Origin of the sequence: Geothrix sp. (assembly GCF_030219325.1) — a bacterium.
Lineage (GTDB): Bacteria > Acidobacteriota > Holophagae > Holophagales > Holophagaceae > Geothrix.
Window position 1 is genome coordinate 2,077,683 of record NZ_CP126625.1, and the last position, 25,812, is coordinate 2,103,494.

The window sequence follows — 25,812 nt, forward strand, 5'->3', positions numbered from 1 at the left end:
AGGAGAGCCATCCATGGAACTCAATTCCCGAATCCCAGACGGCCCCATCGAGAAGAAGTGGGACAAGCACAAGTTCGACCTCAAGCTCGTGAACCCGGCCAACAAGCGCAAGTACAAGGTGCTCGTGGTGGGCTCCGGCCTGGCCGGGGGCGCCGCCGCAGCCTCCCTGGCCGAGCTCGGCTACGAGGTCGAGTGCTTCTGCTACCAGGACAGCCCCCGCCGGGCCCACTCCATCGCAGCCCAGGGCGGCATCAACGCCGCCAAGAACTACCACAATGACGGCGACAGCGTCCGCCGCCTCTTCTACGACACGGTCAAGGGCGGGGACTTCCGCGCCCGCGAGGCCAACGTGCACCGCCTGGCCGAGGTCAGCAACAACATCATCGACCAGTGTGTGGGGCAGGGCGTGCCCTTCGCCCGGGAATACGGCGGGCTGCTGGACAACCGCTCCTTCGGCGGCGCCCAGGTGAGCCGCACCTTCTACGCCCGCGGGCAGACCGGCCAGCAGCTGCTGCTCGGCGCCTACCAGGCCCTGCAGCGGCAGGTGGGCCTCGGCACCGTGAAGATGTTCGCCCGCCATGAGATGCAGGAGCTCATCGTGGTGGACGGCGTGGCCAAGGGCATCGTCACCCGCGACATGATCACGGGCGAGATCAAGTCCCACCTGGCCGATGCGGTCTGCCTCGCCACCGGCGGCTACGGCAACACCATGTATCTGGCCACCTACGCCAAGGGCTGCAATGGCACCGCCATCTGGCGCGCCCACAAGAAGGGCGCGGCCTTCGCCAACCCCTGCTTCACGCAGATCCACCCCACCTGCATCCCCGTCACGGGCGACCACCAGAGCAAGCTCACGCTGATGTCCGAGTCGCTGCGCAACGACGGCCGCATCTGGGTCCCGAAGCGCAAGGAGGACTGCGGCAAGCCCGCCAGCCAGATTCCCGAGGAGGACCGCGACTACTACCTGGAGCGGAAGTACCCCTCCTTCGGCAACCTGGCCCCCCGTGACATCGCCAGCCGCGCCGCCAAGCAGGTTTGCGATGACGGTCGCGGCATCGGCGAGACGGGTCTGGGTGTCTACCTCGACTTCGAAGCAGCCATCAACCGTCTGGGCGCCAACAAGATCGAGGAGAAGTACGGCAACCTCTTCGAGATGTATGAGCGCATCACGGACGAGAACCCCTACAAGACGCCCATGCGCATCTTCCCCGCCACGCACTACACCATGGGCGGCCTCTGGGTGGACTACAACCTGATGAGCACCATCCCCGGCCTCTTCGTGCTGGGCGAGGCCAACTTCTCCGACCACGGCGCCAACCGCCTCGGCGCCTCGGCGCTCATGCAGGGCCTCGCCGACGGCTACTTCGTGATCCCCTACACCATCGGCGGCTACCTGGCCGGCATCAAGCCCGGCACCCGCATCAAGGCCGACGATCCCGCCGTGAAGGCCGCCGAACAGACGACCGCGGAGCGCGTGCAGAAGCTCTTCGCCATCAACGGCAAGGAGACGCCCACCCACTTCCATCGTGAGTTGGGCAAGGTGATGTGGGAGTTCTGCGGCATGGGCCGCAACGAGGCCGGGCTCAAGAAGGCGCTCCAGAGGATTCCCGAGATCCGCGAGGAGTTCTGGAAGAACCTCCGCATTCCCGGCATCGGCGGTGAAGTGAACCAGTCCCTCGAACTGGCCGGCCGCGTGGCCGACTTCCTCGAGATCGGCGAGCTCATGTGCCTGGATGCCCTCGAGCGCCGCGAATCCTGCGGCGGCCACTTCCGCGAGGAATGGCAGACCGAGGAGGGCGAGGCTCTCCGCGACGACGAGAACTTCTGCCACGTGGCCGCCTGGGAATACAAGGGTGAGGGCCAGACGCCGGTGCGCCACACCGAGCAGCTGACCTTCGAGAACGTCCACCTCGCGACCCGTAGCTACAAGTGAGGAACTGAGCCATGGCCAAGCACATCAATCTCACCCTGCACGTGTGGCGGCAGAAGAACACCAAATGCGACGGCAAGTTCGTCGAATACCCCGCCGAAAACATCAGCCCCGACATGTCCTTCCTGGAGATGCTCGATGTGGTGAACGAGGGCCTCATCCGCAAGGGCGAGGAACCCATCACCTTCGACCACGACTGCCGCGAAGGCATCTGCGGCCAGTGCGGCATGGTCATCAACGGCCGCCCCCATGGGCCCAAGGAGCGCACCACCACCTGCCAGCTGCACATGCGCAGCTTCAAGGACGGCGAGAGCATCACCCTCGAACCCTGGCGCGCCGAGGCCTTCCCGGTGCTCAAGGACCTGATGGTGGATCGCGGCGCCTTCGACCGCATCATCGCCGCAGGCGGCTTCATCAGCGCCCCCACGGGGAGCCCGCAGGACGCCAACGCCCTGCCCATCCCCAAGGAGAACGCCGACCTCGCCATGGATGCCGCCGCCTGCATCGGCTGCGCCGCCTGCGTGGCCGCCTGCCCCAACGCCAGCGCCATGCTCTTCGTGTCCGCGAAGATCAGCCAGCTGGCGCTGCTGCCCCAGGGCCAGCCCGAGCGCTACATCCGCGTCCGCGACATGGTCGCCCAGATGGACGCCGAGGAGTTCGGCACCTGCACCAACCACAGCGAGTGCGAAGCCGCCTGCCCCAAGGGCATCAAGATGGAGAACATCGCGCGCATGAACCGCGACTTCATCAAGGCCAGCCTCACCTACCGTCCCGCCACCAGCGGCGGCGGTGCCGGCTGAGCTTGGCCCGATCCACGAAAACGCCCGGCATTCGCCGGGCTTTTTTTTGGCTCTTCCGGGACATCAGGGACACGAGAAAACCAACCGCGAATGACGCGAATCGCCCTTCGGGCGCGCGAATGGTGAATGGGCATTCCCCGGGCACGGGGCGGCTAAGCCTCTGCGTCTTCGCGCCCATTCGCGTCATTTGCGGTTGCTTGGCAGTTCCCTTTTCACGAGTTCCGCCAGCCCCACGGTCGTGTTGGCTGCCGGGTCGTCCAGCACGGCTTCCAGGAGCCGCTTCTGCAGCTCTCCCAGCCATGGACCGCCGGGGCGGCCTGCCAAGGCCATCAGGGCGGCGCCATCCAGGGCAAGGTCTCGCACGCTGAGGGGCGGCCGCGCCGCGAGCAGGGCCTCCAGCCGGGCCATCAGGGCCTGGTGCTCCGCCTGTCGCAGGTCCCAATCCAGGCCCTTGGCCCGCTGGTCCGCCACCCGGAAGGCAGCCCACCGCCCCAGCTCCAGCCCATCGGCGTCCAGCCGCCCCAGCAGTCGCCGGCAGGCGGCATCGCCCCAGGCTCCGGTGGGGTGGGTGCCGTGATGGCGGATGAGGGCCAAGGCCGCCTTGCGCAGGGCATGGCTGGCCTTCAACCGCTCGAAGATCCCCTCGGCGAGTTCCAGGGACCTGGCCTCGTGGCCGTAGAAATGGACCTCGCCATCGGCCCCGACGCTGCGCGCGCCGGGTTTGCCTGCGTCATGCAGCAGGGCCGCCCAGCGCTGGAACGGCTCGGCCGGCACGAAGCGGACCACCTCCAGGGTGTGGCGCCAGACGTCGTGGGCATGGTGGCGGTTCTGGCCGCAGCCCACCATGGCCCGCAGCTCCGGCAGCCACAGATCCAGAAGCCTGCTCTCCGCCAGGAGCGCCAGGCCCCGCTGGGGCTCGAGGCCCCGCAGCAGTTTGTCCAGCTCCACGAAGACGCGCTCCACGGCCACCTTGCGGGCCACCTCCAGCCGCTCGGGGATGGCCGCCAGGGTGGCAGGCTCCACCTCGAAGCCCAGCTGGGCGGCGAAGCGGCAGGCCCGCAGGGGACGGAGCCCATCCTCGGCGAAACGCTTCAGGGGATCCCCCACCGCCCGGATCACCCCCGCCTTCAGGTCCCCCCGGCCGCCGAAGGGATCCACGAGGTCACCACCGCCCACCGGCAGGGCCATGGCATTGATGGTGAAGTCCCGCCTCGACAGATCCTCCGTCAGGTCGACTCCGAGCCGCACCGATTCCGGCCGCCGACCGTCCAGGTAGTCTCCGTCGCTGCGGAAGGTGGTCACCTCCACGGGGCGGTCCTCCAGGATCACCGTCACCGTGCCGTGCTGCAGCCCCGTGGGGATCACCTTCATGCCGGCGGCCTGGGCCCGCGCCATCACGGTCCGGGGCAGCAGCCGCGTGGCCAGATCCCAGTCGGCGTGGGGCCGGCCGAGCAGCTCATCCCGGACCGCGCCACCCACGACCACCAGCTCCGCCCCGGGGCCCAGGGCCTCCTGGAGGCGCAGCAGCGGCGGCCAGGTCAATCCGCACCCTCGGCGAGGCGGGCCAGGGCCCTGCCCTCCACCCGGCAGGTGAGCCAGGACCGCATGATCTTCGCGCCATGGGCCTCGTAGAACTCGATGGCTGGCGTGTTCCAGTCCAGCACCTGCCAGACGAAGCGGGTCCAGCCCCCCTTCACCGCGAGGGCCGCCAGGTGCTTCAGCAGGGCCTTGCCGATGCCGTGGCCCCGGAAGGCCGGGCGCACGAAGAGGTCCTCCAGGTAGATCCCGGGCTTGCCCTCCCAGGTGCTGAAGTTCAGGAACCAGAGGCAGAAGCCGGCGGGCTGACCCGCCCACTCGGCCATGGTCACCTTGACCAGGGGGTGCTCGGAGAAGGCGTGCCGGAGGATGTCGGCCTCGGTGGCAATGGCCGCCTCCGGATCCCGTTCGTACTCCGCCAGTTCGCGGATGTACTGCAGGATCAGGGGGGCATCGGCGGGCACGGCGGGACGGAGGATCAGCATGGGTCTATGCTAACCCGATGGACCAAGACACCGCCCTGCGCCTGTACGAGGCCATGCTGCTCACCCGCCTGACCGAGGAACGCCTGGTGAAGCTCTTCCGCCAGGGGCACACCCTCGGCAGCGTGTACCGCAGCCTGGGCCAGGAGGCCACCGCCTGCGCCACCGCCATGGCCCTGGGACCCGAGGACGTCATCGCCCCCCTCATCCGCAACCTGGGCTCGATGTTCGTCCGCGGGGTCACCCCCCGAGAGATCTTCCTTCAGTATCTGGGCCGCGCCCCCGGCCCCACCGGCGGACGCGAGCACAACAACCATTTCGGGTCCGTGGAGCGGGGCATCATCGCCCCCACCTCCATGCTCGGGGCCCTCATTCCGGTGATGGCTGGCGTGGCCCTCTCCTTCCGGCAGAAGGGCGAGCGGCGGGTGGCCATGACCTGGATCGGGGATGGCGGGAGCTCCACCGGCGCCTTCTACGAGGGCCTGAACTTCGCCGTGGTGCAGAAGCTGCCTCTCATCGTGGTGGGCGAATCCAACGGCTACGCCTTCTCCACGCCTCCGGACCGGCAGATGGCCGGCCGCATGTCCCAGCGCTCCCAGGGGGCCTTCACCCTGACCGTGGACGGCAATGACGCCGCGGCGGTCTACGAAGCCACCGCCCAGGCCCGGCAGCGCTGCCTCGAGGGCAAGGGCCCCGCCTTCCTGGTCTGCGAGACCTTCCGCCGGGCGGGTCATGCCGAACACGACGACCAGCGCTACGTGGATCCGGCGGTCCTGGCCGAATGGACCGCCAAGGATCCCCTGCCCCGCTTCGAAGCCTGGATGGGCCTGCGGGGCTGGACCCTGGATCCCAGCCTCGCCAGCCGACTGGAGGCCAAGCTCCTGGCGACCGCCGAAACCGCGCTGGAGGCCCCCTGGCCCGACCCGGGCACCCTGGCGCAGGGAGTGCACTCGAGCTGATGATCAAGATTAAGCCGCCCTTCGCCCCCCCCCGATAAGGGCTCATTACGGGGTGGTTCATGAGCATCGGAAAAGTTCTCGACGATCTGCGCATGCGGGGAAAGTTCAATCTGCTCCTCGCCATCCAGACCCTGGCCCTGATCCTGGTGGGCGGGCTGGGCTGGGCCTCGGTCAACAACCTGCAGCAGGGACAGAAGGACCTCGCCTCGAACCTCTCCAAAACCGTCATCCTGTCCCGGGTGCTCAACGGCATGAACGTGTTCCGCACGGTCCACGTCAGCATGATCGGCGGCTCGGCGGACCCCGCCTACGTCACCATGCGGCAGGGCGTGATGAAGAAGTACGGGGAGGGGCTCGAGAAGGATCTGGCTGACGCCAAGGCCCTGACCTGGTCCCCGGATGACCGGGCGGTCCTCGATGAGGCCATCGAGGCCTTCCGCAAGTACGACGCCGGGTTCCCCGCCCTGCTGGCCCAGGCCCAGGCGGACCGTTCGGCCCAGGCCACCTCCCGCCTGATGGAAGGCAACGTGGAGACCATGCGCGTCGCCCGCGACCGCGTGCTGAAGCTCCAGAAGGCCGCCGAAACCGCCGCGGAGAAGGCCATCAAGGAAGACCAGGCCCAGTCGGCCACCGCGAAGGCCTGGATCGCCGGCCTCGGCCTGGCCGCCGTCCTGGCGGGCGCCCTCCTGAGCCGGACCATCGGCTCGAGGGTGGGCCGGAAGGCCCACGACATCGAGGTGATCATGGGCGCGGTGGCCAAGGGCGATCTGACCCAGACACCCAAGGTCCACGGCAAGGACGAGCTGGCCCAGGTGGCCTCCGGGCTCTCGCAGGTCATCCAGGGCCTGCGCTCGGACATCCAGGCCATCGCCCAGTCCGCGGAGGGCACCGCCTCCAGCGCCACCGAGCTCTCCGCCACGACGGAGCAGGTCAACCGTACCACCGAAGAGCTCCGCCGCAGCACGGAGCAGGAACGCCTGGCCATGGAGCGGTCCTCCGCCGCCCTGGAGGAGATGAACGCCAACATCCAGCAGGTGAAGCAGAGCACCCTGCGCGCCGAGGAACTGGCCGCCCGGTCCCAGGAGGCAGGCCAGCAGGGACTGACGGCCGTCAAGGACACGGGCCGCGCCATGGAGGCCATCGAGGAGAGCTCCTCCAAGGTGAACCGGATCATCACGGTGATCACGGACATCGCCCGCCAGACCAACCTCCTGTCCCTGAACGCCGCCATCGAGGCGGCCAAGGCCGGGGCCATGGGCAAGGGTTTCGCCGTGGTGGCCGAGGAGGTCCGGAAGCTGGCCGAGCGCAGCGGCACCGCGGCCAAGGAGATCACGGCGCTCATCCAGGAGAGCACCGACCGCGTGGGCCTCGGTACCGAATCCGTCAAGGAGGCCTCCCGGAGCCTGGAGCGCATCGAGGGCCACGTGCGGGAGAACGCCGGCCAGCTGAAGGAGATCGCCAACGCCATGGACGAGCAGGGCCGCGCCAGTGAAGAGGTGGTCCAGGCCATGGAATCCGCCACCCAGATGGTGGAGCGCAACGCCTCGGCGGCCACCCAGCTCTCCGCCACGGTGCAGGAGACGGCCCGGACGACGGAGGAGCTGGCTGGTTTAGCCAATCAGTTGCAGGCACTTACGCGTCGCTTCAAGCTTTCATGACGACCACAATATCGACAATGCGGCATTGGTCACGTGGTCAGACCGGTAGACTACTCCTGTCATGGGGGAAATCGTGTTCGTTCTCGTTCTGAATGCCGGCTCGTCGAGCCTCAAGTTCAATCTCTTCGACATGGGGAAGGAGACGTCCATCGCCGAGGGCATGGCGGAGCGCATCGGCCTGGCCGACGGCAACCTGACCTTCACCTTCGAGAACGACAAGCACAGGGAGGCCCTGCCCCTTCCCACCCACCGCGAGGCCCTGAACGCGATCATCGAGCGCCTGAAGGCCGTGGTCCTCCACGACACCCCGATCCACGCCGTGGGTCACCGGGTGGTCCACGGGGGGCCGAAGTACGGTGACTCCCTGATCGTGACCGACGAGGTGCTCGCCGACATCGACACCTTCGCGATGTACGCGCCCCTCCACAACCCCGCCAACGCCCTGGGCATCCGCGTGGCCCGGGAGGCCTTCCCCGACGTGCCGCACGTCGCGGTCTTCGATACGGCCTTCCACCACAACATCCCCGACCACGCCCGCACCTACGGCATCCCCTACGAGCTGAGCCAGAAGTACGGCATCCGCCGCTATGGCTTCCACGGGTCCAGCCACTCCTACGTGGCCGCCCGCACCGCCATCCTGCTCTGCCGCCCCCTCCGCGCCCTCAAGATCGTCACCTGCCACATCGGCAACGGAACCAGCATCTGCGCCGTCCACAACGGCCGGAGCGTGGACACCAGCATGGGCATGACCCCCCTCCAGGGCGTCATCATGGGCACCCGCTGCGGCACCATCGACCCCAGCGTCGTGGAGATGCTCATGGAATACGAGCACCTCGACTACAACGGCATCACCGACCTGCTGAACAAGAAGTCGGGTCTGCTGGGCATCTCCGGCGTCTCCTCAGACTTCCGGGAGATCGAACTGGCCGCCGATGCCGGCAACGACCGGGCCCGCCTCGCCCGCGACCTCCTGACCTACAACGTGCGCCAGTACATCGGCGCCTACGCGACGGTCCTCGATGGCGTGGACGCCATCACCTTCACGGCGGGCATCGGCACCCACAGCACCTTCGTCCGGGCCAAGGTCTGCAGCAAGCTCAGCTTCCTGGGCGTGAAGCTCGACCCCGAAGCCAACGAGCACGGCACCGGTGAGCGCATCATCAGCACGCCGGATTCCCGCGTGGTGGTGACGGTCGTCCCCACCAACGAGGAGCTGATGATCGCCCGGGAGACCGTGCGGTAGGATTTTCCCACTCACGAAAAGCGGCCCCCAGTCGGGGGCCGCTTCCATCTGACCCCAATGCTGGCCGTTCCCCGGTTCCAGGCCGGGACTGGCCGATGCGAGGGGGCCGGTGGCCGAATCCCGGGCGGGGCCGCCTCTAAACGGCATCAGACTCTGTCCCGTAGTCTTCACATCATCCCGGCAAGTCCGGCGTCTTTCCCATCTGGGGGTTCCATGCAGAAGCGATGGGTCATCCTGTCCGTGGCCGGCGCGGCCGTGGCGGCTGGTATGTTCTTCACTTTGAAGGGCAGCGACGGCAAGTCCAAAAAGGCCGAGGCCAACACCCCCTTCCGCCTGGGCAAGGTCCAGGCCGAGGATCTGCAGGTGAGCGTCCGCGAAGTGGGCGTGGTGGACCCCCTCACCAAGGTGGACGTCAAATCCACGGTATCCGGGCGCATCGTCGGGCTGAAGGTCCGCGAAGGAGCCCTGGTGAGGGCCGGGGAGATGCTCGCCGAGGTCGAGCCGGACGTGAACCAGGCCCAGACCCTCTCGGACGTCCAGGGCAGCGTGTCCCAGGCGCGGGTGAGCTTCAAGAACGCCGAGCGGGATTTCAACCAGCAGGCGGAGCTGTTCAAGGCCGGACTCATCTCCGACCAGACCTTCCGCGGGGCGAGGACCGCCCGCGACCTGGCCGAGGAGGCCTACAAGAGCGCCCAGACCCGCTACCAGATCGTCGAGGACCGGGGCATTCCCATCAGCGGCAACGCCTCCACCCAGCTGGCCCGCGTGACGGCCCCCATGAATGGCGTGGTCATCAAGAAGGGCGTGGAACTGGGTGACACCATCACCTCCGGCGTCAGCTCCTTCAACGCCGGCACCGTGGTCTTCACCGTGGCGGACCTGAAGTCGCTCATCGTGAAGGTGAACCTCAACGAGGTGGACATCGCCAAGGTCAGAGTCGGACAGCCCGTCCGCATCACCCTGGACGCCTACCCCCAGCGGGCCTTCACCGGCAAAGTGCGCTTCGTGGCACCGGCCGCCGACCTGGTGGAAAAGATCAAGGTCTTCAAGGTGGAGGTCGCCCTGGACGAGCTCACCGACGACTTCAAAACCGGCATGAGCGCCAATGTGGAGATCCTGGGCGAGAAGCGGGACAAGGCCGTGAGCGTGCCCCTGGAGGCCCTGCAGCGCCGGGATGGCCAGACCGTGGTGTACCGGCTGAAGGAGAACCTCCCGCCCCAGGACATCGCCAAGGCCAAGGACGGGCTCACGGGACGCGGCAAGTTCATCTGGCTGGCCGACCACTGGAAGGAATACTTCGACGTCGTCTCCGTCAAGGCCGGCATCGCCACCCTGGAGCGCGTGGAGATCCTCTCGGGCCTCAAGGCCAACGACCAGGTCAGCCTGGAAGATCCCAGCAAGAAGAAGGTCGAGAAGGACGATGAGAACAATTGATGCCCCATGGGGGGACCGCCTGCTCGCTCTGCTCGCGATGTCCCCCCACACCCCCGCCCTTCGGTCGGCATCCGCCTCCCTCAGTGCCATTGCTCCCTCAAGGGATGTCCCATGAACCCCATCATCCAGACCGAGGCGCTCACCAAGGTCTACGGCGCCAACGGCGCGGCGGTACATGCCCTGCGCGGCATCGACCTCACCGTCGAGAAGGGCGAGTTCGTGGCCCTCATCGGCCCCTCGGGCTCCGGCAAGTCCACCCTCATGGCCATCCTGGGCTGCCTGGACCTGCCCACCGAGGGCACCTACACGCTGGATGGCCGCCAGGTCCAGGGACTGTCCGGAGGCGAGCTGGCGCGCATCCGCAACGAGAAGGTCGGTTTCGTCTTCCAAAGCTACAACCTGCTTCCCAAGGCCAGCATCGTCCGCAACGTGGAACTGCCCATGCTCTATGCGGGCGTCGGCCGCAGGGAACGCCGTGAGCGGGCCTTGGCCCTGCTCGAGAAGGTGGGCATCGCCGACAAGGCGGACAAGCTGCCGGCGACGCTCTCCGGGGGCCAGAAGCAGCGCGTGGCCGTGGCCCGGGCACTGGCCAACGAGCCGGCCCTGCTGCTGGCGGACGAGCCCACGGGCGCCCTCGACTCGAAAACCGGCGCCGAAGTGCTCGACCTCTTCCGCGAGCTGCACAGCCAGGGCAACACCCTGCTCCTGGTCACCCACGACCCTTCCATCGCCGCCCTCGCGGAGCGTCGCGTCGAGATTCGCGACGGACTGATCGCGGTGGCCGGCGAAGCCGTGATGGGTGGCGAGAGGGAGGACTCGATGTCCTCCCACGAGCCGGGCACCCATCCGGCTGAGCATCACCTCGGAGTGGGTCGATGACCTCCGGCGCCTTCCGCGAGCGGCTGTTCGGGGCCTGGGTGGAGATCCGCGAGAACCTGGGCCGCTCGGTGCTGCAGGCCCTCGGCGTGCTGCTGGGCGTGGCCTCGGTGCTGGGCGGGTTCTCCATCTCGGACAGCCAGCGCAAGCGGGCCGATGAGATGTTCGTGAAGATGGGCGGCCTCGACAAGCTGAACGTGCAGCCCCGTGCCGCCATCAAGGACGGCCGCCCCACGGCCCTCCAGCAGGCCAATCTCGGCCTCCGCGACGCGGATGCGGTGGGCGGAGAGGCCCTCAAGTCCGACGCCATCCAGGGCGTGAGCCGACAGAAGAACACCCGATCGCGGATCGTGTCCGCCTATGCGGACCAGGACCGGCAAGTGAGCGGCATCGGCGGCGACTTCATCCCCGCCAACGGCTATGGCATCGCCCAGGGCCGGGGCTTCTCGAACACGGAGATGGAAACCGGGGCTGCGGTGGTCGTCCTGGGGACCGAGGCCGCGAACACCTTCTTCCCGAAGGGTGATGCCCTGGGACAATCCATGCGCATCGGCGACGTCCCGGTCACCGTCATCGGCACCTTCCAGGAGCGGGTCTTCCGCTTCCGCGAGAACCAGGGCAACCAGTTCTGGTGGCGCAACCGCATCATCGCAGTGCCCGCGAATCTGGTGCAGCGCCGCATGAACGGGGATGCCTACCGCCGGGTGGACCGCGTCACCTTCCGGATCCCCGACATGAACGCCATGAGCGGCTTCGCCCAGCAGCTCAAGAACCTCGTGAAATCCAATCACCGCCTCCAGGAGGACTTCCGCCTGGACGACGTGGCCGCACGGGTCCGCCGGCGGCAGAGCCAGGGCAGCGTCTACGACATCATCTTCATGCTCTCGGGCGTGCTGGCCCTGGTGGGCGGCGGCATCGTGAACGTGAACATCCAGATGGCCAGCCTCAAGGAGCGGGTGCGCGAGGTCGGCGTGAAGATGGCCATCGGTGCTTCGGGCCGGGAGATCTTCAAGGGCTTCATGACCGAGGCCCTTCTCCTCACGGCCCTCGGCGGGGCCGCCGGGCTGGTGCTGGGCATCGGTTTCTCCTGGATCATCACCGCCAGCATCGGAATTCCGCTCTTCATGACGCCCGCCAGCTTCGTCTGGGCCTACGGCCTGGCCGCCGCCTTCGGTTTCCTCTTCGCGCTCTACCCGGCGTGGAAGGCCAGTCGATTGTCTCCTATGGAGGCCCTGCGCTATGAGTAGCCTCCGTTCTCCCCGGTTGATGATTCGCTCCCTGTGGGGCCCCGCGCCGCAGGCGACATTCAGTCGCCTGCTCTGCGACCCACATGGTCGCGAGGAAGCCCTCCGCTATGAGTGATCAGGCCCTCATCCTGCGATCCCCCGGCCCTTCGCTGCTCAACGGCGAAGCCCCCGCCCCGGCCGCGCGGGCCCGCGGCTTCTCCTTCGGCATGTTCTGGGAGGTCGTCCGCACGGGTCTGGTGGAGCTCTGGGCCCACAAGGTGCGCAGCCTGCTCACGCTCACCCTGCTCATGCTGGGGGTCTTCGCGCTGGTAGTGATGACCTCGGTGCTAGACGGCGTCATGGACAAGATCAGCACCGGCTTTGCCGGCATGAGCTGGGACGGCACCGTCCGCATCGCGCCCAAGACCCCAGAGACCGGCGAGGAGCGCAAGCGCTTCAACATGAGCCCCGGGCTCCGCTACGAGGACCTCAGCCGCCTGAACGCACCCAACCCCAAGGTCCTGGCCTTCCTCCCCCGCGCGCAGAAGACCGTCACGGTGCGGGTCCTGGGCGACACGGAGCGCATCTTCGTGAACGGCGTGTCACCGGACTACGCGCAGTGGATGAACCGGCCCATCGGCATCGGCCGCGGGCTCACGGAGGACGACCAGCGCCGCCGCTCCACGGTCGCCGTGGTGGGGGCGACGCTGGCCACCAAGCTCTTCGGCGGGGCCGATCCCGTGGGGCGCGACCTGGTGGTGGACGGCGTTCCCTTCCGCATCGTCGGCGTCCAGGCACCCGGGCAGATCTTCAACGACGAAAACTATTTCGACGCCAACGGGATCCTGATTCCGCTGGAGACGTTCATGGACCGCATGGACCCGACCCACAAGCTGGCCCAGATCACCGTGAAGCTGCGACGTCCCGAGGACATGGGCGAGGTCTCCGCCATGCTGCTGGGCCGCGTGCGGCAGGCCCACCACGGCATCGAGGATGCCGAGGTGGTGGACCTGGACGCCGAGGCCGCCAAGGGCTACCAGAACTTCCTGGAGCAGATGCGGGGCTGGCAGATCGTGCTGCTGAGCCTGGCGGGCACGGTGCTCCTGGTGGGCGGCGTGGGCGTGCTCTCGGTCATGCTCATCAGCTTCAGCGACCGTCGCTTCGAGATCGGCCTGAGGAAGGCCCTCGGGGCCTCCGACCAGGAGATCTTCATCCAGTTCCTGCTGGAGGCCGTGGTGCTGGCCGCCATCGGCGCCCTGCTCGGCACGGTGTCGGGCGCCCTGCTCTGCCAGGCCCTCTCCGCCAGCTTCCCCTATGGCCTCGTGGTGAATCCCCTCGGCCTGCTCACCGCCTGGATCGTCGCGCTCACCCTGGCCCTGGTCTTCGGCCTCTACCCGGCCTTCCGCGCCATGCGACTGAGCCCCATGGAGGCCATGCGGTAATCTGCTTGGATGGCCGATCCCATCCAAGTCACCGCCTCCGTCCGCGTTCCGGGCGACGCCATCCGCTTCAAGGCGGTGCGGGCCGGCGGCGCGGGCGGCCAGAACGTGAACAAGGTCTCCTCCAAGGTGGAGCTGCGCATCGACCTGGCGGCCATCGAGGGCCTGCCCGAAGATGCGCTGGTCCGCCTGCGCGACGCCCAGCGCAACCGGCTGGATGCTGAAGGCCTCTGGATCGTCGTCAGCGACAAGACCCGGGACCAGCTCAAGAACCTGGATGACGCCCGGGAGAAGGCCGCCGAGGCCATCCGGGCGGCTCTGGTGCGGCCCATTCCCAGGCGTGCCACCAAGCCCACCCGGGGCTCGAAGGAGCGGCGGCTGGAATCCAAGAAGCGGGCCTCGGCCGTCAAGCGCCAGCGGAGCGGCCCCATCGAGTAACCTGGGATTCCCTTCCCGGAGTCGCCATGGCCGCGCCCCAGACCTACGCCAACCACCGCCGCATCGAGCCGCTGCAGCACCTCATCCTCACGCCGATCCTCCTGATCACCTGGATCGCCACCATCTGGCAGGCCATCAAGCACCCGAACCTCCACACCATCTGGATGGCCGTGCTCGGCTTCGCCCTCCTCCTGCTCGCCATGCAGGTGCGGAGCTACGCCCTGAAGGTCCAGGACCGGGTGATCCGCCTGGAGGAGACCCTGCGCATGCAGCGCCTCCTCCCCGCCGACCTGGCGGGGCGCATCGGCGAGCTCGGCCCCAGGCAGTTCGTCGGACTGCGCTTCGCCGCGGATGCCGAGCTGGCGGACCGGGTCCGCGAGGCCCTGGATGAGCCCCTGGATGGCGAGGCCATCAAGAAGCGCATCCAGGTCTGGCGGCCGGATACCTTCCGGGTCTGAGCCGCCTATACGACCAAGGCCTCTCCGTCAAAGGTAGGAGGCGGCATAAGGGGCCGTAACGGAATGGCTGTCCCTATCGTGGTCATTCCGTAACGGCCCCTAATCAGTCGCGGACGTAGTGGCAGGTGTACCCGCCGGGGTTCTTGACCAGGTAGTCCTGGTGATACTCCTCAGCCCTCCACCACGGGCCCGCGGCCGTGATCTCGGTGACGAGGGGCCGCTTCCACTTGCCGCTGGCATCCACCTCGGCCTTCACCCGCACAGCGGTCTGCCGCTGGGCCTCGGAATGGAAGAAGATCGCACTGCGGTAGGACGAGCCCATGTCGTTGCCCTGGCGGTTCAGCGTCGTGGGATCGTGCATGCGGAAGAAGAAGCGCAGCAGGGCCTCATAGGTGGTCTTGGTGGGGTCGAAGCGGATCAACACGGCCTCCGCGTGCCCCTCGTGGTTCTGGTAGGTGGCATTCGCCACGCTGCCACCCGTGTAGCCCACCTCGGTCTTGATCACGCCGGGCTGCTTGCGGATGAGGTCCTCCATGCCCCAGAAGCAGCCGCCAGCGAGGGTGGCGATTTCCTCCTTCGGCGCAGGTGCGGCCTTGCCGAACAGGGGCAGAAAGGCGCCCAGGCCCTCCTTGTCGAGGTCTTCGACCGGCACGAAGCGCAGGGACGCGCTGTTGATGCAATAGCGAAGGCCGCCCCGGTCCCGGGGCCCGTCATCGAAGACATGCCCCAGGTGGGAATCCGCGTCTTTGGACCGGACTTCCGTGCGGATCATCCCGAGGGAGCCGTCCTTCTTCTCCACCACGTCCTCGGCCGCGATGGGCTTCGTGAAGCTGGGCCAGCCGCACCCGGAGTCGAACTTGTCCTTGGAGGTGAAGAGGGGCTTCCCGCTGACGATGTCCACATAGACGCCGTCCCGGTGCTCGTTCCAGTACTCGTTGCGGAAGGGCGGCTCGGTGCCGGCCTCCTGGGTCACGTGGTACTGCATGGGCGTGAGCTTCTGCTTCAGGTCGGCGGGGCTGGGCTTCTTGGGGTCGGTCACCTTTTCCTCGTGGGGAGTCGGGGCTGTCGCGCGCGCGGGCCCGTGGGTGGTGGTGAGGGCGAACCCGAAGCCCGCCAGGGCCACGGTGAGGGCGACGCCGCCCCAGAACATGCGTGTTCGCATGGATCGCCTCCTTTGTAACCTTTGGATGCATCAATGGGGCTGAATGGTACACCGAAGACGAGCACACCCCAGGCGCCCCGGCCCGAGGGCGGGGTGCCTGGGGTGCCGTGGTTCGGGTCGCTACTTCGGGGCCAGCACGAAGGCCCGGACGAAACTGGCGTCGTACTGGGACTGGCGGGACCAGCCGTCCGTGGCCATGGCGGCCACATAGAGGTTCTCGCTGAACCCGGCCACCGGGCACCCGCCCGGTACACAGCCGCCCGGGAGGTTGTCGTTGAGCAGGTGGTCCACGGTGCGGGAGACGCTGAAGGAGCCGCCGCCCACGTCGCCGCCGCTGCTGTAGACGCTGCTCACGCCGCGCACGACTCCGAAGCTGTAGGTGGCGAAGCCGTGGGGATGGCTGGCCTGCCAGGCCAGGGTCACGGAGTCTCCATGGCCATACTTCAGGACGCCACAGCAGGGGTCGGCGACGACCCCGCCGATGGCCGGCGGAGCGATGGAGGCGCCGCAGGTCTCGTTGTTCACGTGGAGGGTGATGACCATGGTGTTCCCCGCCACCAGGCCCAGGGTGGACGCGTCCACCGTGTGGATGGTGCCGCTGAGATCCGTGGACGTGGGCACGAAGTAGCGGATGCCCTTGGCGCCGATGTTGACGGGATTGCCCGCCGTGTCGAAGAGCTCGACCCGCACCTGGACCTTGCCGTCCAGGACGGGGGTTCCGTCTGCGGCCACGGTGTTGAACTTGCCGCTGGTGGTGTCCTCCACCGCATCGGGGATGCTCCACTGGCCCAGGGGCGGAATCGAGGGCGGGATCTCGAACAGGTTGCCTTCGGCTCCCACCGTGGTGGGTCCCAGGGGATAGGCGTCCAGCACCAGGTCCGTGCCGATCATGTGGGCGTAGTGGCGGCTGATGGGGCCGAACAGGTGTTTGTAGGCGGCATCCGGTTCCGCATCGCGCTTCCAGGAGAGCCGGTAGTACTTCACGCCGAGACTGTCCCGAAGGGAGTTGTCGAATTCGAGCCGGGGCCGCAGGAGCCCGCCCCAGGGGGCGTCCCCATCCGTGAGGCCCAGGTTGAAGGAGGTGGAGACACCCAGGGCCTGGCCCGTGCCGTGGATGCGACTCAAGGGGAAATTGCCGATGGCCATGAAGAGCACCCAGTTGTCGCCGGCGATGACGGGCGGGCAAGGCGAGCAGGTGATGGCCAGGGGATGTGAGGTGTAGAGGCTGACTTCGGTGCCGCAGGCGTAGTCCCACCACGTGTAGCAGGCGATGGGCGTGGGGGCGTAGATGGTGATGTCGAAAAATCCAAAGAGACGCTGCGTGGCCTTGAAGTAAAGATCAGGCTGATCGGGGTTGAGGAAGCCCTTGAAGATGTAGGTGCGGAAATGGCCGCAGTCATCTGTATAGGCCGTGCCGATGCGCCGCGTGGTGACGAACCGCGGATAGAACCAGCACAGGATGGGGCGGATGAGGATGGCGTTGTCGATGAGGGACTGCCGGAAGGCCTGGTCGCTGCCGCTCATGGCCATGAAGCGCAGCGTGCTGGAACCGGAAGCCTCGTGCAGGGCGGTGATGGCGGTGGCATCCACACGGTGGGTCTCCGCGGCTTTCAGTGCGAAGGGTGCGGGATCAGGACCCGGGCCAGGGCGCGGTCCCGGGAAAGGCCCCGGAAGCGGCCCGATGCCGGGAATGAACTCCGGCGGGGGATCAGGCATGGGGATGGGGTTCACCAGCACATCCCGCAGCCGGTCAATGATGTCTTTCGGAAGCTTGGGGATGAGGATCCAGATGGGATCCACTTCGTAGATCTCCACCGTGGCCTGGCACACCGGCAGATCCACGGTGATGCCATCGCGGACCACCCGCTTCTGGAGCGTTCCCTTCACGAGGCAGAGCCCCAGAAGCCAGTTGCGCCAGATGTCGGGGTTGATGGGCAAATCCACCTTCAGCCGGGCATCCTCCATGCCCACGCGCAGGTGCCGCTCCTGCGCTCCCCGGCGCAGGAGTTCTTCGAGGCTGGGGAGCTTGTCGTCGGTCGCGGGGCCGACCAGCAACCGGAGGCCGGTGGGCGCACTGCCGAGGTTCACCTCGAAGGAGGTCTGGCCCTTGGCGTCGATGGCGCCCTGCCCCAGGAAGCGACCCCCCGGGGAGAAGGCGTAGGCTGCCGTCGCTGGTCGGCGGTCCGAGCCTTGGGATTCGAGAAGGGGGGCGCTGAGCAGCAGGCTCACGCTCCGGGTCGATGTCTGCTTTGCCATGGGAACTCCTTGCGTCCGGAAAGGGTGGAAACGCAGGGATTCCATGGCAATCGATGGGCCAAATCAATTCACTCGAGTCAAGCCCTGTCTATGCTTGAAATGTAAAATTAAGGCATTTATAAGCATTAGTCATTCAATGACCCAGGCCCCGGACAGAACCCTGAGCTAACCCCCTGATCCCAGGACAGTCCCCTGGCGTCGTCGGGTGGGTTCGATCCGCCCCAGGGGGTGGTCCGGCCCGCCCTAGGTCCGCAGGTAGGGCTTGTACTCCATGTCCTCGCGCAGGATGTGGTTCGTGAGCCAGTCCGCCAGGAACCGGACGACGGCCTTGTGGCTGACATGGCCACCGGCCATCAAGCGGGTCTGCATCACCCGGATCTGATCGAGCAGCTCTGCGTGCATCTTCCGGTGCTCCGCCACCCGCGGGAATCCGGTGTCCTGGATCACCCCCTCCTCGAAGCGGAAGTGGGCGTCACCGAGACTGATGATGTCCTCCACGATATGGGGGAGCTCTCCAGGCATCCCCATCTGGATGACATCATCGAAGTGGTTGACGAGTTCGAAGAGGCGCCTGTGCTGCTGATCGATCTCGGCGTGGCCCACACTGAACCGCTGGTGCCAGGACAGGAAGGCCATGCGGATCTCTCCTTCTCACTCGGTATTCAGGATTGAAGCAACGCCCCGGCCAGCCGGTCAATGGGAGACCAGCATCCAGTCGTTTCCCGAAAGGATCAAGGCAGTGACGGGGGAAGGACGATATTGGATTCAACTGCACTGGCTCCCCCACAGGCGGCCAGCCGGCCCTAAGATGGGGATCATCAAGGTCCGGTGTCGCGGAGGCCCGCATGCCCCTAGCCGTGTGGAGTGCCCGGTACGAGACCGGGATCAAGGAGATCGACGCGCAGCACAAGCGCCTCTTCCAGGCCATCAACCGCATGGAGGCGGCCTACAGGGCGGGCACGGAAGAGGCTGAAGCCCAGGAGAGCCTGGCCTTTCTCGCGAGGTACACCCTCGAGCACTTCGAAACGGAAGAGGCGCTCATGCGGGCGATCGGCTACCCGATGCTCGAGTTCCACCAGAAGGAGCACGCGGACCTGATGACCCAGATCCTGGCCATGAAGGCCAAGCTCGATGAGGGCTTCCTGGTCCCCCTGGATGGGGCCGACTTCGCGGCACATGTGGCCAATTTCGCCGCCGACTGGCTTGCGCATCACATCAACGAGGCGGACATGGGCTATGTCCAGTTCGGCAGGGAGCGGCAACCAGAACAGCCGTGAAAGGCTACCGTCAGCCCTGCCCCGAATCCTGGCATGCGGCCCGGGAAGGGCCCGGGGTAAACACTGTAGTTTCACGTTGAGGACTGGCAGGGCATGAATCCCATCCCTAGAATGGGCCACCAACCCAATTCGATTCCATGGAGGACACCGTGTCTGTCGCCGACTGGAGCGAAAAATTCGAGACCGGAATCGAGGAGATCGACGCGCAGCACAAGCACCTGTTCGAGGTCATCAACCGCCTGGCCGAGTGTTTCAAGGCCGGCATGGCGGAGGCCGGCGCCCGGGAGAGCCTGGCCTTCCTGAACGAGTACACGAAGGAGCACTTCTACGCGGAAGAGGAGTTCATGCGGGTGATGGGCTACCCGAAACTCAAAGCCCACCAGATCGAACACACCGAACTGCTGACCAAGGTGCAGAACCTCATCGTGAAGATGGACGAAGGCTTCCTCATCACCGCGGACGTGGCCACCTTCGTGGCGGATTGGCTGGCGCACCACATCAATGAAGTCGACATGGGCTACGTCCAGTACATCCAGGAGAAGACCGCCCATTTGCCGTGATTCGAGGCACGCCTCGGGCGGTCCCACTCGACCCTAGATCCTTGCGACGCATGCGTCGCGAGGGCAGGTTCGAATCGGCTTCCGACCCACTCCGGCGGGATTCGAACGCGCCTGGCTTCGCCAGCCACCGGTTCCGCTTGCAGGTTCGAATCCCGCAGGGATCCACTCCAGTGAAAAGGCCCCCGCATGCGGGGGCCTTTTCACTGGAGCCAACTACAGGATTCGAACCTGCGACCTGCTGATTACGAATCAGCTGCTCTACCAGCTGAGCTAAGTTGGCGCTGGCCGTCTAGTTTGCCCTGGGAGGGCCCTGGAATCAACTACTGGGCGAAGCCGGCGGGCAGCTTCATGCCGAGGTTCTTGACCAGGAAGGCCCACTGGTCGGCCCGCTCGGCGATCTGCTTGGCAGTGGGCTTGCCGGCGCCGTGGCCCGCGTTGGTCTCGATGCGGGTGAGCACGGGGGCGGGACCGGCCTGATCGGCCTGCAGGGTGGCGATGAACTTGTGGCTGTGGGCGGGCACGACACGATCGTCGTGGTCACCAGTGGTCACCAGGGTCGGGGGGTATTTCACGCCGGGTTTCAGGTTGTGCAGCGGGGAGTACTTGATGAGGTTGGCAAAGCCCTCCGGCGTGTCGCTGGACATGTAGTCGCTCTTCCACATCCACCCGATGGTGAAGGTGTGGTACCGCAGCATGTCCATCACCCCCACGGCCGGGAGGCAGGCGCCGAAGAGGTCCGGGCGCTGGGTCATGCAGGCGCCCACCAGCAGGCCGCCGTTGGATCCGCCATGGATGGCCAGCTTGGGGGTGCTGGTGTACTTCTCCTTGATGAGCCACTCGGCGGCGGCGATGAAGTCGTCGAAGACGTTCTGTTTGGTTTCCCGCTTGCCCGCCTCCCACCAGGTCTTTCCGTACTCGCTGCCGCCCCGCAGGCAGGCCACGGCGTAGACGCCGCCCATCTCCATCCAGACCTGGGCCACGGGTGAGTAGGCGGGCGACATGGCGATGTTGAACCCGCCATAGGCATAGAGCAGCGTGGGATTGGCGCCGTCCAGCTTCAGGCCCTTGCGGTAAGCCAGGAACATGGGGACCTTGGTGCCGTCCTTGCTGGGGTAGAAGACCTCCTTGACCTCGAACTCAGTGGGCCTGATGTCCACCTTGGGCTGGCGGAATACGGTGCTCGCACCTGTCTTCAGGTCGTAGCGGTAGAGGGTGGGCGGCTGGTTGTACGAGGTGAAGGTGTAGAAGGTCTCGGTGTCTTCGCGTCGGCCGTTGAAGCCGCTGAGGTTGCCCAGCCCTTCCGCCTTGATCTCCTTGAGGAAGCGGCCCTTCAGGTCGTAGAGCTTCACGATGTTGAGGGCATCGGTCTTCCAGGTGACGGCGAAGGTGTCACCGAAGAGATCGGCCGCGGCGAGGACGTCGCGTCCCTTCCCTTCGGGGATGAGGTCCTTCCAGGCCGAGGGCTTGGGATCCTTGAGGTCCACGGCCACGATGCGGTGGCGCGGGGCACCGGCGTCGGTATGCACGTAGAACGTGTCGCCGTCGTTGCCGAGGATGGCGTAGGAGCCATCGTACTGGTCGAACAGGGGCACGACCGGGCTGCCGGCCTTGCGCAGGTCCTTCAGGTAGACCCGGTTCTTCCGCTCGGTGCCCTGACGCTGGGAGATGAGCAGCCAGTGGCCATCATCGGTCACGCTGGCGCCGAAGCCCCAGTCCGGCTGGTCGGGCCGCTCGTAGATCACCGCATCCTTCTCCACGGGGTCACCCAGCTTGTGGAAGAACAGCTTCTGGTTCTTGTAGACCGCGGTGAGGGCCTTGCCGGCCTCCACCTTGGGGTAGTCGGTGTAGTAGAAGCCGCTGCCGTCCTTCGCCCAGGCATTCACGCCCAGACGGCCGGCAGGGAAGGCGTCGGGCAGGTCCACGCCGGTGGCCACGTTGCGAACCTTCCAGGTGCTCACGTCGGACCCGCCCTTGGACAGGTTGTAGGCCACGAAGGCACCGTCCTCGCTGAAGCGCATGCCTGCGAGGGACACCGTGCCGTCCTTGCTCAAGGCATTGGGATCGAAGAACACGCGGCCCTTCTCCTCCAGGCGCTCCGTGAGGTAGATGACGGCCTGGTTCTGGAGCCCTGAGTTGTAGGAATAGATGTAGTACTTTCCGTGCTTGCTGGGCGCCCCGTACTTCTCGTAGTTCCAGAGGCGGGTCATCCGCGCCTCGATGGCGTTCCGTTCGGGGATCTGCCCCAGGTAGGCCTGAGTCACCCGGTTCTGGGCCTCCACCCAGGCAGCGGTCTCAGCCGAGTGGTCATCCTCCAGCCAGCGGTAGGGATCCGCGACCTTGGTGCCGTGGTAGTCATCCACCATGTCGGCCTTGCGGGTGGCGGGATAGACGATGGGCGACTGGGCCACCAGGGCCGTGGCGGCCAGGGCCAGCAGACAGGTTCGGGACAGCGACATGAAGGGGCCTCCTGAAGGACAAGGGGATGCCCTTCAGGATACCTCGTAACACAATGTTGAACCAGACCTCAGGGCTTCATGCCGAGGTTCTTCACCAGGAAGGCCAGGACATCGGCCCGCTCGGCGATGGCCTTGGCGGTGGGCTTGCCTGCGCCATGGCCCGCGCTGGTCTCGATGCGGGTGAGGATCGGGGCCGGGCCGCCCTGGGCGGACTGCAGCGTGGCCGTGAACTTGTGGCTGTGCGCCGGCACCACGCGGTCATCGTGGTCGCCGGTGGTGACCAGGGTGGGCGGGTACTTCACGCCGGGCTTGATGGTGTGGAGGGGCGAGTACTTCATGAGGGTGTCGAAGCCCTCCCTGGTCTCGCTGCTGCCGTAGTCGCTCTTCCAGCCCCAGCCCAGGGTGAACTTGTGGAAGCGGAGCATGTCCATGACGCCCACCTCGGGCACCGCGGCGCCGAAGAGATCGGGCCGCTGGGTGAGGCAGGCGCCCACGAGCAGGCCGCCATTGCTCCCGCCGTTGATGGCGAGCTTGGGCGTGGAGGTCACCTTGTGGGCGATGAGCCATTCCGCCGCGGCGATGAAGTCGTCGAAGACGTTCTGCTTCTTGTCCTTCCGACCCGCATCGTACCAGTCGAGGCCGTACTCGCCGCCGCCCCGGAGGTTGGCCATGGCGTAGACGCCCCCCATCTCCAGCCAGACCATGCGGGACACCGAGAAGCCCGGCGTCAGCGGCACGTTGAAGCCGCCGTAGCCGTAGAGGAGGGTCGGGTTCTGGCCGTCGAGCTTGAGCCCCTTCTTGTGCACCAGGAACATGGGGACCTTCGTCCCGTCCTTGCTGGGGTAGAAGACCTGCTTCACCTCGTAGTCGGCGGGCTTGAAGGCCACCTTGGGCGTGCGGAAGACGTCGCTCTTGCCGGTCTTCAGGTCCAGGCGGTAGATGGTGCCGGGATAGGTGAAGCTGCCGAAGGTGTAGAAGGTCTCCGTGTCCTCGCGCCGTCCGCCGAAGCCCCCGGCCGTGCCCAGGGCCGGCAGCGCGAGGGCGCCGGTCTTCTTGCCTTTAAGATCGTAGAACTCGATGGCGGAGTGGGCATCCCGCATCCAGGTGGCGACGAAGCGTCCGCCCACCAGCGACACGGATTCCAGCACGTCCTTGCCCTTGGCCTGGGGGATGATCTCGGTCCACTGGGCGGGGTCGGTCTGGCCCTTCCGGATGGCCACCAGCCGGTTGCGGGGGGCGCCCTGGTTGGTGCTGACGAAGAAGCGGTCCCCCTCGTTGTCCACGATGCCGTAGGTGGCATCCATCTTGTCCAGGAAGGACTCGACGGGACTGCCGGGCTTGCTCAGGTCCTGGAGGAACAGGCTGGATTCGGGATTGGTGCCCTTGCCGGCGGAAATGACCAGCCAGCGGCCGTCATCCGTGACCGAGCCGCCCAGGTACCACTCGGGCTGGTCGGGACGCTGGTAGACGAGGACGTCCTCGGCCTGGGGCGTGCCCAGCTTGTGGAAGCAGAGCATGTGGTTGTTGTTCACCCCCGTGAGCGCCCCGCCTTCCTTGGGCGCTTCGTAGCGGCTGTAGTAGAAGCCAGAGCCATCCTTGCGCCAGGAGGCGCCGCTGGCCTTGGACCACTGGATCTCATCGGACAGGTCCTTCCCGGTGGCCACGTCGCGCACCTTCCAGGTCTGCCAGTCGGAGCCGGCCACCGACACGGAGTAGGCCATGAGGCGGCCGTCCTCGGTGAGGCTGATGCCGCTGAGGGCCACGGTCCCATCCTTGCTGAGGGTGTTGGGATCCAGGAGCACCCGGCCCTTGGCCTTGGGATCCTCCGTGACGAAGAGGACGGCCTGGTTCTGCAGTCCGGTGTTGTAGGAGTAGAAGTAGCGCTTGCCGCGCTTGAAGGGGGCGCTGTACTTCTCGAAGTCCCACAGCTTCGTGATGCGCTCCCGGATCTTCGTCCGCTGGGGGATCTGCTCCAGGTAGCCGTAGGTGACCTTGTTCTGGGCCTCCACCCAGGCCTTGGTCTCGGCGCTGTTGTCGTCCTCCAGCCAGCGGTAGGGATCGGCCACCTTGGTGCCGAAGAAGTCGTCCACCACGTCCGCCTTCCGGGTCGGCGGGTAGGTCAGGGGCGTTTGGGCCGAAAGTGCACTGGTGATGGCGAGGGCCATGGCGAGCATCCTCATGAGACGGGCCTCCAGACAGGGGGCCATTCTCACACCAATCCAGGGTCGAATCCCAGCCGTGCAAGGGCGCCCGCTTGGTGGTAGGGTGCGTGCAGCCCTGGAGGTTTCTATTGGTCCCGCCATCCGGCAAGAAGGTCTTCGTCCTCGATACGAACGTCCTCCTGCATGATCCGAACTCCATCCTCCACTTCCAGGAACACGACGTGGTGCTACCCATCGTGGTCATCGAGGAAGTGGACCACTTCAAGAAGGACCAGACCGAGGTCGGGCGCAATGCCCGCAGTGTCTCCCGCCTGCTGGACCGGCTGCGGGCCACGGGCAGCCTCAGCCGGGGCGTGCCCCTGGACGGCGGCGGCACGCTCAAGGTGGACGTGGCGGCCCACAACCTGGACATCGGCATCCTTTCCGCGGACAAGCACAAGGCCGACAACCAGATCCTGGCCTGCGCGCGCGAGATCCTGCACACCTGCAAGGACCGCGTGGTCCTGGTCACCAAGGACACGAACCTGCGCATCAAGGCCGACGCCATCGGCGTGCAGGCCGAGGACTACACCACGGACCGCGTGGAGATGGATGAGCTCTATACGGGCCACAAGTCGTGGGAGGTGGACCCCGCCAAGGTGGACCAGCTGTACGATGGCGGCCTGGCACCCGACCCCGCGCTCAACCTGAACCCCAACCAGTTCCTCACCCTGGTGGACCAGCTCAATCCCAGCCACACGGCCCTGGCCCGGTACATGGCCGGCGAGGGGCTCCTGCGGCCCCTGCGGCGCATGGAGGCCTGGCCCTGGGGCATCAAGCCCCGCAACCGCGAGCAGCAGTTCGCCATGGAACTCCTGCTCGACCCGGCGGTCCAGGTGGTCACCCTGCTCGGCAAGGCCGGCACGGGCAAGACGCTGCTCGCCATCGCCGCGGGCCTGCAGCAGGTGGTCGACGACGAGTCCTACGACAAGATCCTGGTGAGCCGCCCCGTGATGCCCATGGGCCGCGATCTGGGCTACCTGCCGGGGGACATCGGCGAGAAGCTGCGGCCCTACATGCAGCCCATCTACGACAACCTCGAGTTCATCGTGGGAGCCAACACCGAGGCCCGGCGCCGCACCACCATGACCGCCGGCCAGTTGGAGGAGGCGGGCTACCTCAGCGTCGAGCCCCTCACCTACATCCGGGGCCGCAGCATCCCCAAGCAGTACCTGGTGGTGGACGAGGCCCAGAACCTGACCCCGCACGAAGTGAAGACGATCCTCACCCGCGCCGGTGAGGGCACCAAGGTCATCTTCACCGGCGATCCCCACCAGATCGACAACCCCTACGTGGACGCCAGCACCAACGGCCTCAGCTTCCTGGCCGAGCACTTCAAGCACCTCGACATCTCCGGCCACGTCACCCTCCAGAAGGGTGAGCGCAGCAAGCTGGCCGAGCTGGCGAGCAACCTCTTGTAG

21 protein-coding genes and 1 tRNA gene are annotated in these 25,812 nt (G+C 66.7%); 14 read left to right on the forward strand and 8 right to left on the reverse strand.

What is annotated here, in order from left to right; all coding sequences use genetic code 11:
- Positions 1-13: 13 nt before the first annotated feature.
- Together QOZ81_RS09350 and QOZ81_RS09355 are read left to right on the forward strand one after the other, a co-directional pair.
- Positions 14-1,933: a fumarate reductase/succinate dehydrogenase flavoprotein subunit gene (locus tag QOZ81_RS09350; RefSeq protein ID WP_291198560.1), complete on the forward strand. Its 1,920-nt coding sequence runs from the start codon at positions 14-16 to the stop codon at positions 1,931-1,933.
- Between the two features lie 11 nt (positions 1,934-1,944).
- Positions 1,945-2,730 (forward strand): succinate dehydrogenase/fumarate reductase iron-sulfur subunit, encoded by a 786-nt coding sequence (locus tag QOZ81_RS09355; protein ID WP_291198557.1) that lies wholly within the window; start codon positions 1,945-1,947, stop codon positions 2,728-2,730.
- Positions 2,731-2,913: 183 nt separating this feature from the next.
- Here the strand turns inward: QOZ81_RS09355 and QOZ81_RS09360 are convergent, their stop codons facing one another.
- Positions 2,914-4,272 carry a CCA tRNA nucleotidyltransferase gene (locus QOZ81_RS09360; RefSeq protein WP_291198554.1) on the reverse strand — a complete coding sequence of 453 codons (1,359 nt, stop codon included), beginning with the start codon at positions 4,270-4,272 and terminating at the stop codon, positions 2,914-2,916.
- The gene (locus QOZ81_RS09365) at positions 4,269-4,751 is read right to left on the reverse strand and encodes a GNAT family N-acetyltransferase (RefSeq protein WP_291198551.1); all 483 of its coding nucleotides are present in this window, start codon (positions 4,749-4,751) and stop codon (positions 4,269-4,271) included. The genes QOZ81_RS09360 and QOZ81_RS09365 overlap by 4 nt, the downstream gene beginning before the upstream one ends.
- Before the next feature lie 17 nt (positions 4,752-4,768).
- Here QOZ81_RS09365 and QOZ81_RS09370 point away from each other — a divergent pair, with 17 nt between their 5' ends.
- The 9 genes from QOZ81_RS09370 (at position 4,769) to QOZ81_RS09410 (ending at position 14,479) form a co-directional block, all read left to right on the forward strand.
- Positions 4,769-5,707 (forward strand): thiamine pyrophosphate-dependent dehydrogenase E1 component subunit alpha, encoded by a 939-nt coding sequence (locus tag QOZ81_RS09370; protein ID WP_291198548.1) that lies wholly within the window; start codon positions 4,769-4,771, stop codon positions 5,705-5,707.
- 59 nt (positions 5,708-5,766) lie between these two features.
- Positions 5,767-7,365, forward strand: a complete 1,599-nt coding sequence (locus QOZ81_RS09375; RefSeq protein WP_291198545.1) for a methyl-accepting chemotaxis protein — start codon at positions 5,767-5,769, stop codon at positions 7,363-7,365.
- A 73-nt stretch (positions 7,366-7,438) separates the two neighbouring features.
- The gene (locus tag QOZ81_RS09380) at positions 7,439-8,608 is read left to right on the forward strand and encodes an acetate/propionate family kinase (protein WP_291198541.1); all 1,170 of its coding nucleotides are present in this window, start codon (positions 7,439-7,441) and stop codon (positions 8,606-8,608) included.
- Positions 8,609-8,821: 213 nt separating this feature from the next.
- Positions 8,822-10,042: an efflux RND transporter periplasmic adaptor subunit gene (locus tag QOZ81_RS09385; RefSeq protein WP_291198538.1), complete on the forward strand. Its 1,221-nt coding sequence runs from the start codon at positions 8,822-8,824 to the stop codon at positions 10,040-10,042.
- 111 nt (positions 10,043-10,153) lie between these two features.
- Positions 10,154-10,921, forward strand: coding sequence for an ABC transporter ATP-binding protein (locus QOZ81_RS09390; RefSeq protein ID WP_291198535.1), 768 nt, complete (start codon positions 10,154-10,156; stop codon positions 10,919-10,921).
- On the forward strand, positions 10,918-12,165 hold the full coding sequence (locus tag QOZ81_RS09395; protein ID WP_291198532.1) for an ABC transporter permease: 1,248 nt from the start codon (positions 10,918-10,920) through the stop codon (positions 12,163-12,165). The genes QOZ81_RS09390 and QOZ81_RS09395 overlap by 4 nt, the downstream gene beginning before the upstream one ends.
- Positions 12,166-12,272: 107 nt before the next feature.
- Positions 12,273-13,586 carry an ABC transporter permease gene (locus tag QOZ81_RS09400; protein ID WP_291198529.1) on the forward strand — a complete coding sequence of 438 codons (1,314 nt, stop codon included), beginning with the start codon at positions 12,273-12,275 and terminating at the stop codon, positions 13,584-13,586.
- 9 nt (positions 13,587-13,595) lie between these two features.
- Positions 13,596-14,021 (forward strand): alternative ribosome rescue aminoacyl-tRNA hydrolase ArfB, encoded by a 426-nt coding sequence (gene arfB / locus QOZ81_RS09405; RefSeq protein ID WP_291198526.1) that lies wholly within the window; start codon positions 13,596-13,598, stop codon positions 14,019-14,021.
- A 26-nt stretch (positions 14,022-14,047) separates the two neighbouring features.
- Positions 14,048-14,479: a DUF6526 family protein gene (locus QOZ81_RS09410; protein WP_291198523.1), complete on the forward strand. Its 432-nt coding sequence runs from the start codon at positions 14,048-14,050 to the stop codon at positions 14,477-14,479.
- Between the two features lie 103 nt (positions 14,480-14,582).
- Here the strand turns inward: QOZ81_RS09410 and QOZ81_RS09415 are convergent, their stop codons facing one another.
- The 3 genes from QOZ81_RS09415 to QOZ81_RS09425 form a co-directional block, all read right to left on the reverse strand.
- On the reverse strand, positions 14,583-15,641 hold the full coding sequence (locus QOZ81_RS09415; protein WP_291198521.1) for a bifunctional methionine sulfoxide reductase B/A protein: 1,059 nt from the start codon (positions 15,639-15,641) through the stop codon (positions 14,583-14,585).
- 120 nt (positions 15,642-15,761) lie between these two features.
- Entirely contained in the window at positions 15,762-17,897 is a 2,136-nt protein-coding gene (locus QOZ81_RS09420) for a hypothetical protein (protein ID WP_291198518.1), read from the reverse strand.
- A gap of 243 nt (positions 17,898-18,140) precedes the next feature.
- The gene (locus QOZ81_RS09425) at positions 18,141-18,533 is read right to left on the reverse strand and encodes a bacteriohemerythrin (RefSeq protein WP_291198515.1); all 393 of its coding nucleotides are present in this window, start codon (positions 18,531-18,533) and stop codon (positions 18,141-18,143) included.
- A gap of 209 nt (positions 18,534-18,742) precedes the next feature.
- Here QOZ81_RS09425 and QOZ81_RS09430 point away from each other — a divergent pair, with 209 nt between their 5' ends.
- Positions 18,743-19,174 (forward strand): bacteriohemerythrin, encoded by a 432-nt coding sequence (locus QOZ81_RS09430; protein WP_291198512.1) that lies wholly within the window; start codon positions 18,743-18,745, stop codon positions 19,172-19,174.
- A 149-nt stretch (positions 19,175-19,323) separates the two neighbouring features.
- The gene (locus tag QOZ81_RS09435; RefSeq protein WP_291198508.1) at positions 19,324-19,734 is read left to right on the forward strand and encodes a bacteriohemerythrin; all 411 of its coding nucleotides are present in this window, start codon (positions 19,324-19,326) and stop codon (positions 19,732-19,734) included.
- A gap of 204 nt (positions 19,735-19,938) precedes the next feature.
- On the opposite strand, the gene QOZ81_RS09440 is transcribed toward QOZ81_RS09435, so the two are convergent.
- The 3 genes from QOZ81_RS09440 to QOZ81_RS09450 form a co-directional block, all read right to left on the reverse strand.
- Positions 19,939-20,014: transfer RNA gene (locus QOZ81_RS09440), tRNA-Thr, on the reverse strand.
- Positions 20,015-20,054: 40 nt separating this feature from the next.
- Positions 20,055-22,190, reverse strand: coding sequence for a prolyl oligopeptidase family serine peptidase (locus QOZ81_RS09445; RefSeq protein ID WP_291198505.1), 2,136 nt, complete (start codon positions 22,188-22,190; stop codon positions 20,055-20,057).
- A gap of 68 nt (positions 22,191-22,258) precedes the next feature.
- Positions 22,259-24,370 carry a prolyl oligopeptidase family serine peptidase gene (locus QOZ81_RS09450; RefSeq protein ID WP_291198502.1) on the reverse strand — a complete coding sequence of 704 codons (2,112 nt, stop codon included), beginning with the start codon at positions 24,368-24,370 and terminating at the stop codon, positions 22,259-22,261.
- A 110-nt stretch (positions 24,371-24,480) separates the two neighbouring features.
- Between QOZ81_RS09450 and QOZ81_RS09455 the strand changes: the two genes are divergently transcribed.
- On the forward strand, positions 24,481-25,812 hold the full coding sequence (locus QOZ81_RS09455) for a PhoH family protein (protein WP_291198499.1): 1,332 nt from the start codon (positions 24,481-24,483) through the stop codon (positions 25,810-25,812).

Coding starts and splice junctions, on each gene's coding strand:
- QOZ81_RS09350 (WP_291198560.1), top strand. CDS start 14: ATGGAACTCAATTCCCGAATCCCAGACGGCCCCATCGAGAAGAAGTGG.
- QOZ81_RS09355 (WP_291198557.1), top strand. CDS start 1,945: ATGGCCAAGCACATCAATCTCACCCTGCACGTGTGGCGGCAGAAGAAC.
- QOZ81_RS09365 (WP_291198551.1), bottom strand. CDS start 4,751: ATGCTGATCCTCCGTCCCGCCGTGCCCGCCGATGCCCCCCTGATCCTG.
- QOZ81_RS09370 (WP_291198548.1), top strand. CDS start 4,769: ATGGACCAAGACACCGCCCTGCGCCTGTACGAGGCCATGCTGCTCACC.
- QOZ81_RS09375 (WP_291198545.1), top strand. CDS start 5,767: ATGAGCATCGGAAAAGTTCTCGACGATCTGCGCATGCGGGGAAAGTTC.
- QOZ81_RS09385 (WP_291198538.1), top strand. CDS start 8,822: ATGCAGAAGCGATGGGTCATCCTGTCCGTGGCCGGCGCGGCCGTGGCG.
- QOZ81_RS09390 (WP_291198535.1), top strand. CDS start 10,154: ATGAACCCCATCATCCAGACCGAGGCGCTCACCAAGGTCTACGGCGCC.
- QOZ81_RS09395 (WP_291198532.1), top strand. CDS start 10,918: ATGACCTCCGGCGCCTTCCGCGAGCGGCTGTTCGGGGCCTGGGTGGAG.
- QOZ81_RS09400 (WP_291198529.1), top strand. CDS start 12,273: ATGAGTGATCAGGCCCTCATCCTGCGATCCCCCGGCCCTTCGCTGCTC.
- arfB (WP_291198526.1), top strand. CDS start 13,596: ATGGCCGATCCCATCCAAGTCACCGCCTCCGTCCGCGTTCCGGGCGAC.
- QOZ81_RS09410 (WP_291198523.1), top strand. CDS start 14,048: ATGGCCGCGCCCCAGACCTACGCCAACCACCGCCGCATCGAGCCGCTG.
- QOZ81_RS09415 (WP_291198521.1), bottom strand. CDS start 15,641: ATGCGAACACGCATGTTCTGGGGCGGCGTCGCCCTCACCGTGGCCCTG.
- QOZ81_RS09420 (WP_291198518.1), bottom strand. CDS start 17,897: ATGGCAAAGCAGACATCGACCCGGAGCGTGAGCCTGCTGCTCAGCGCC.
- QOZ81_RS09425 (WP_291198515.1), bottom strand. CDS start 18,533: ATGGCCTTCCTGTCCTGGCACCAGCGGTTCAGTGTGGGCCACGCCGAG.
- QOZ81_RS09430 (WP_291198512.1), top strand. CDS start 18,743: ATGCCCCTAGCCGTGTGGAGTGCCCGGTACGAGACCGGGATCAAGGAG.
- QOZ81_RS09445 (WP_291198505.1), bottom strand. CDS start 22,190: ATGTCGCTGTCCCGAACCTGTCTGCTGGCCCTGGCCGCCACGGCCCTG.
- QOZ81_RS09450 (WP_291198502.1), bottom strand. CDS start 24,370: ATGAGGATGCTCGCCATGGCCCTCGCCATCACCAGTGCACTTTCGGCC.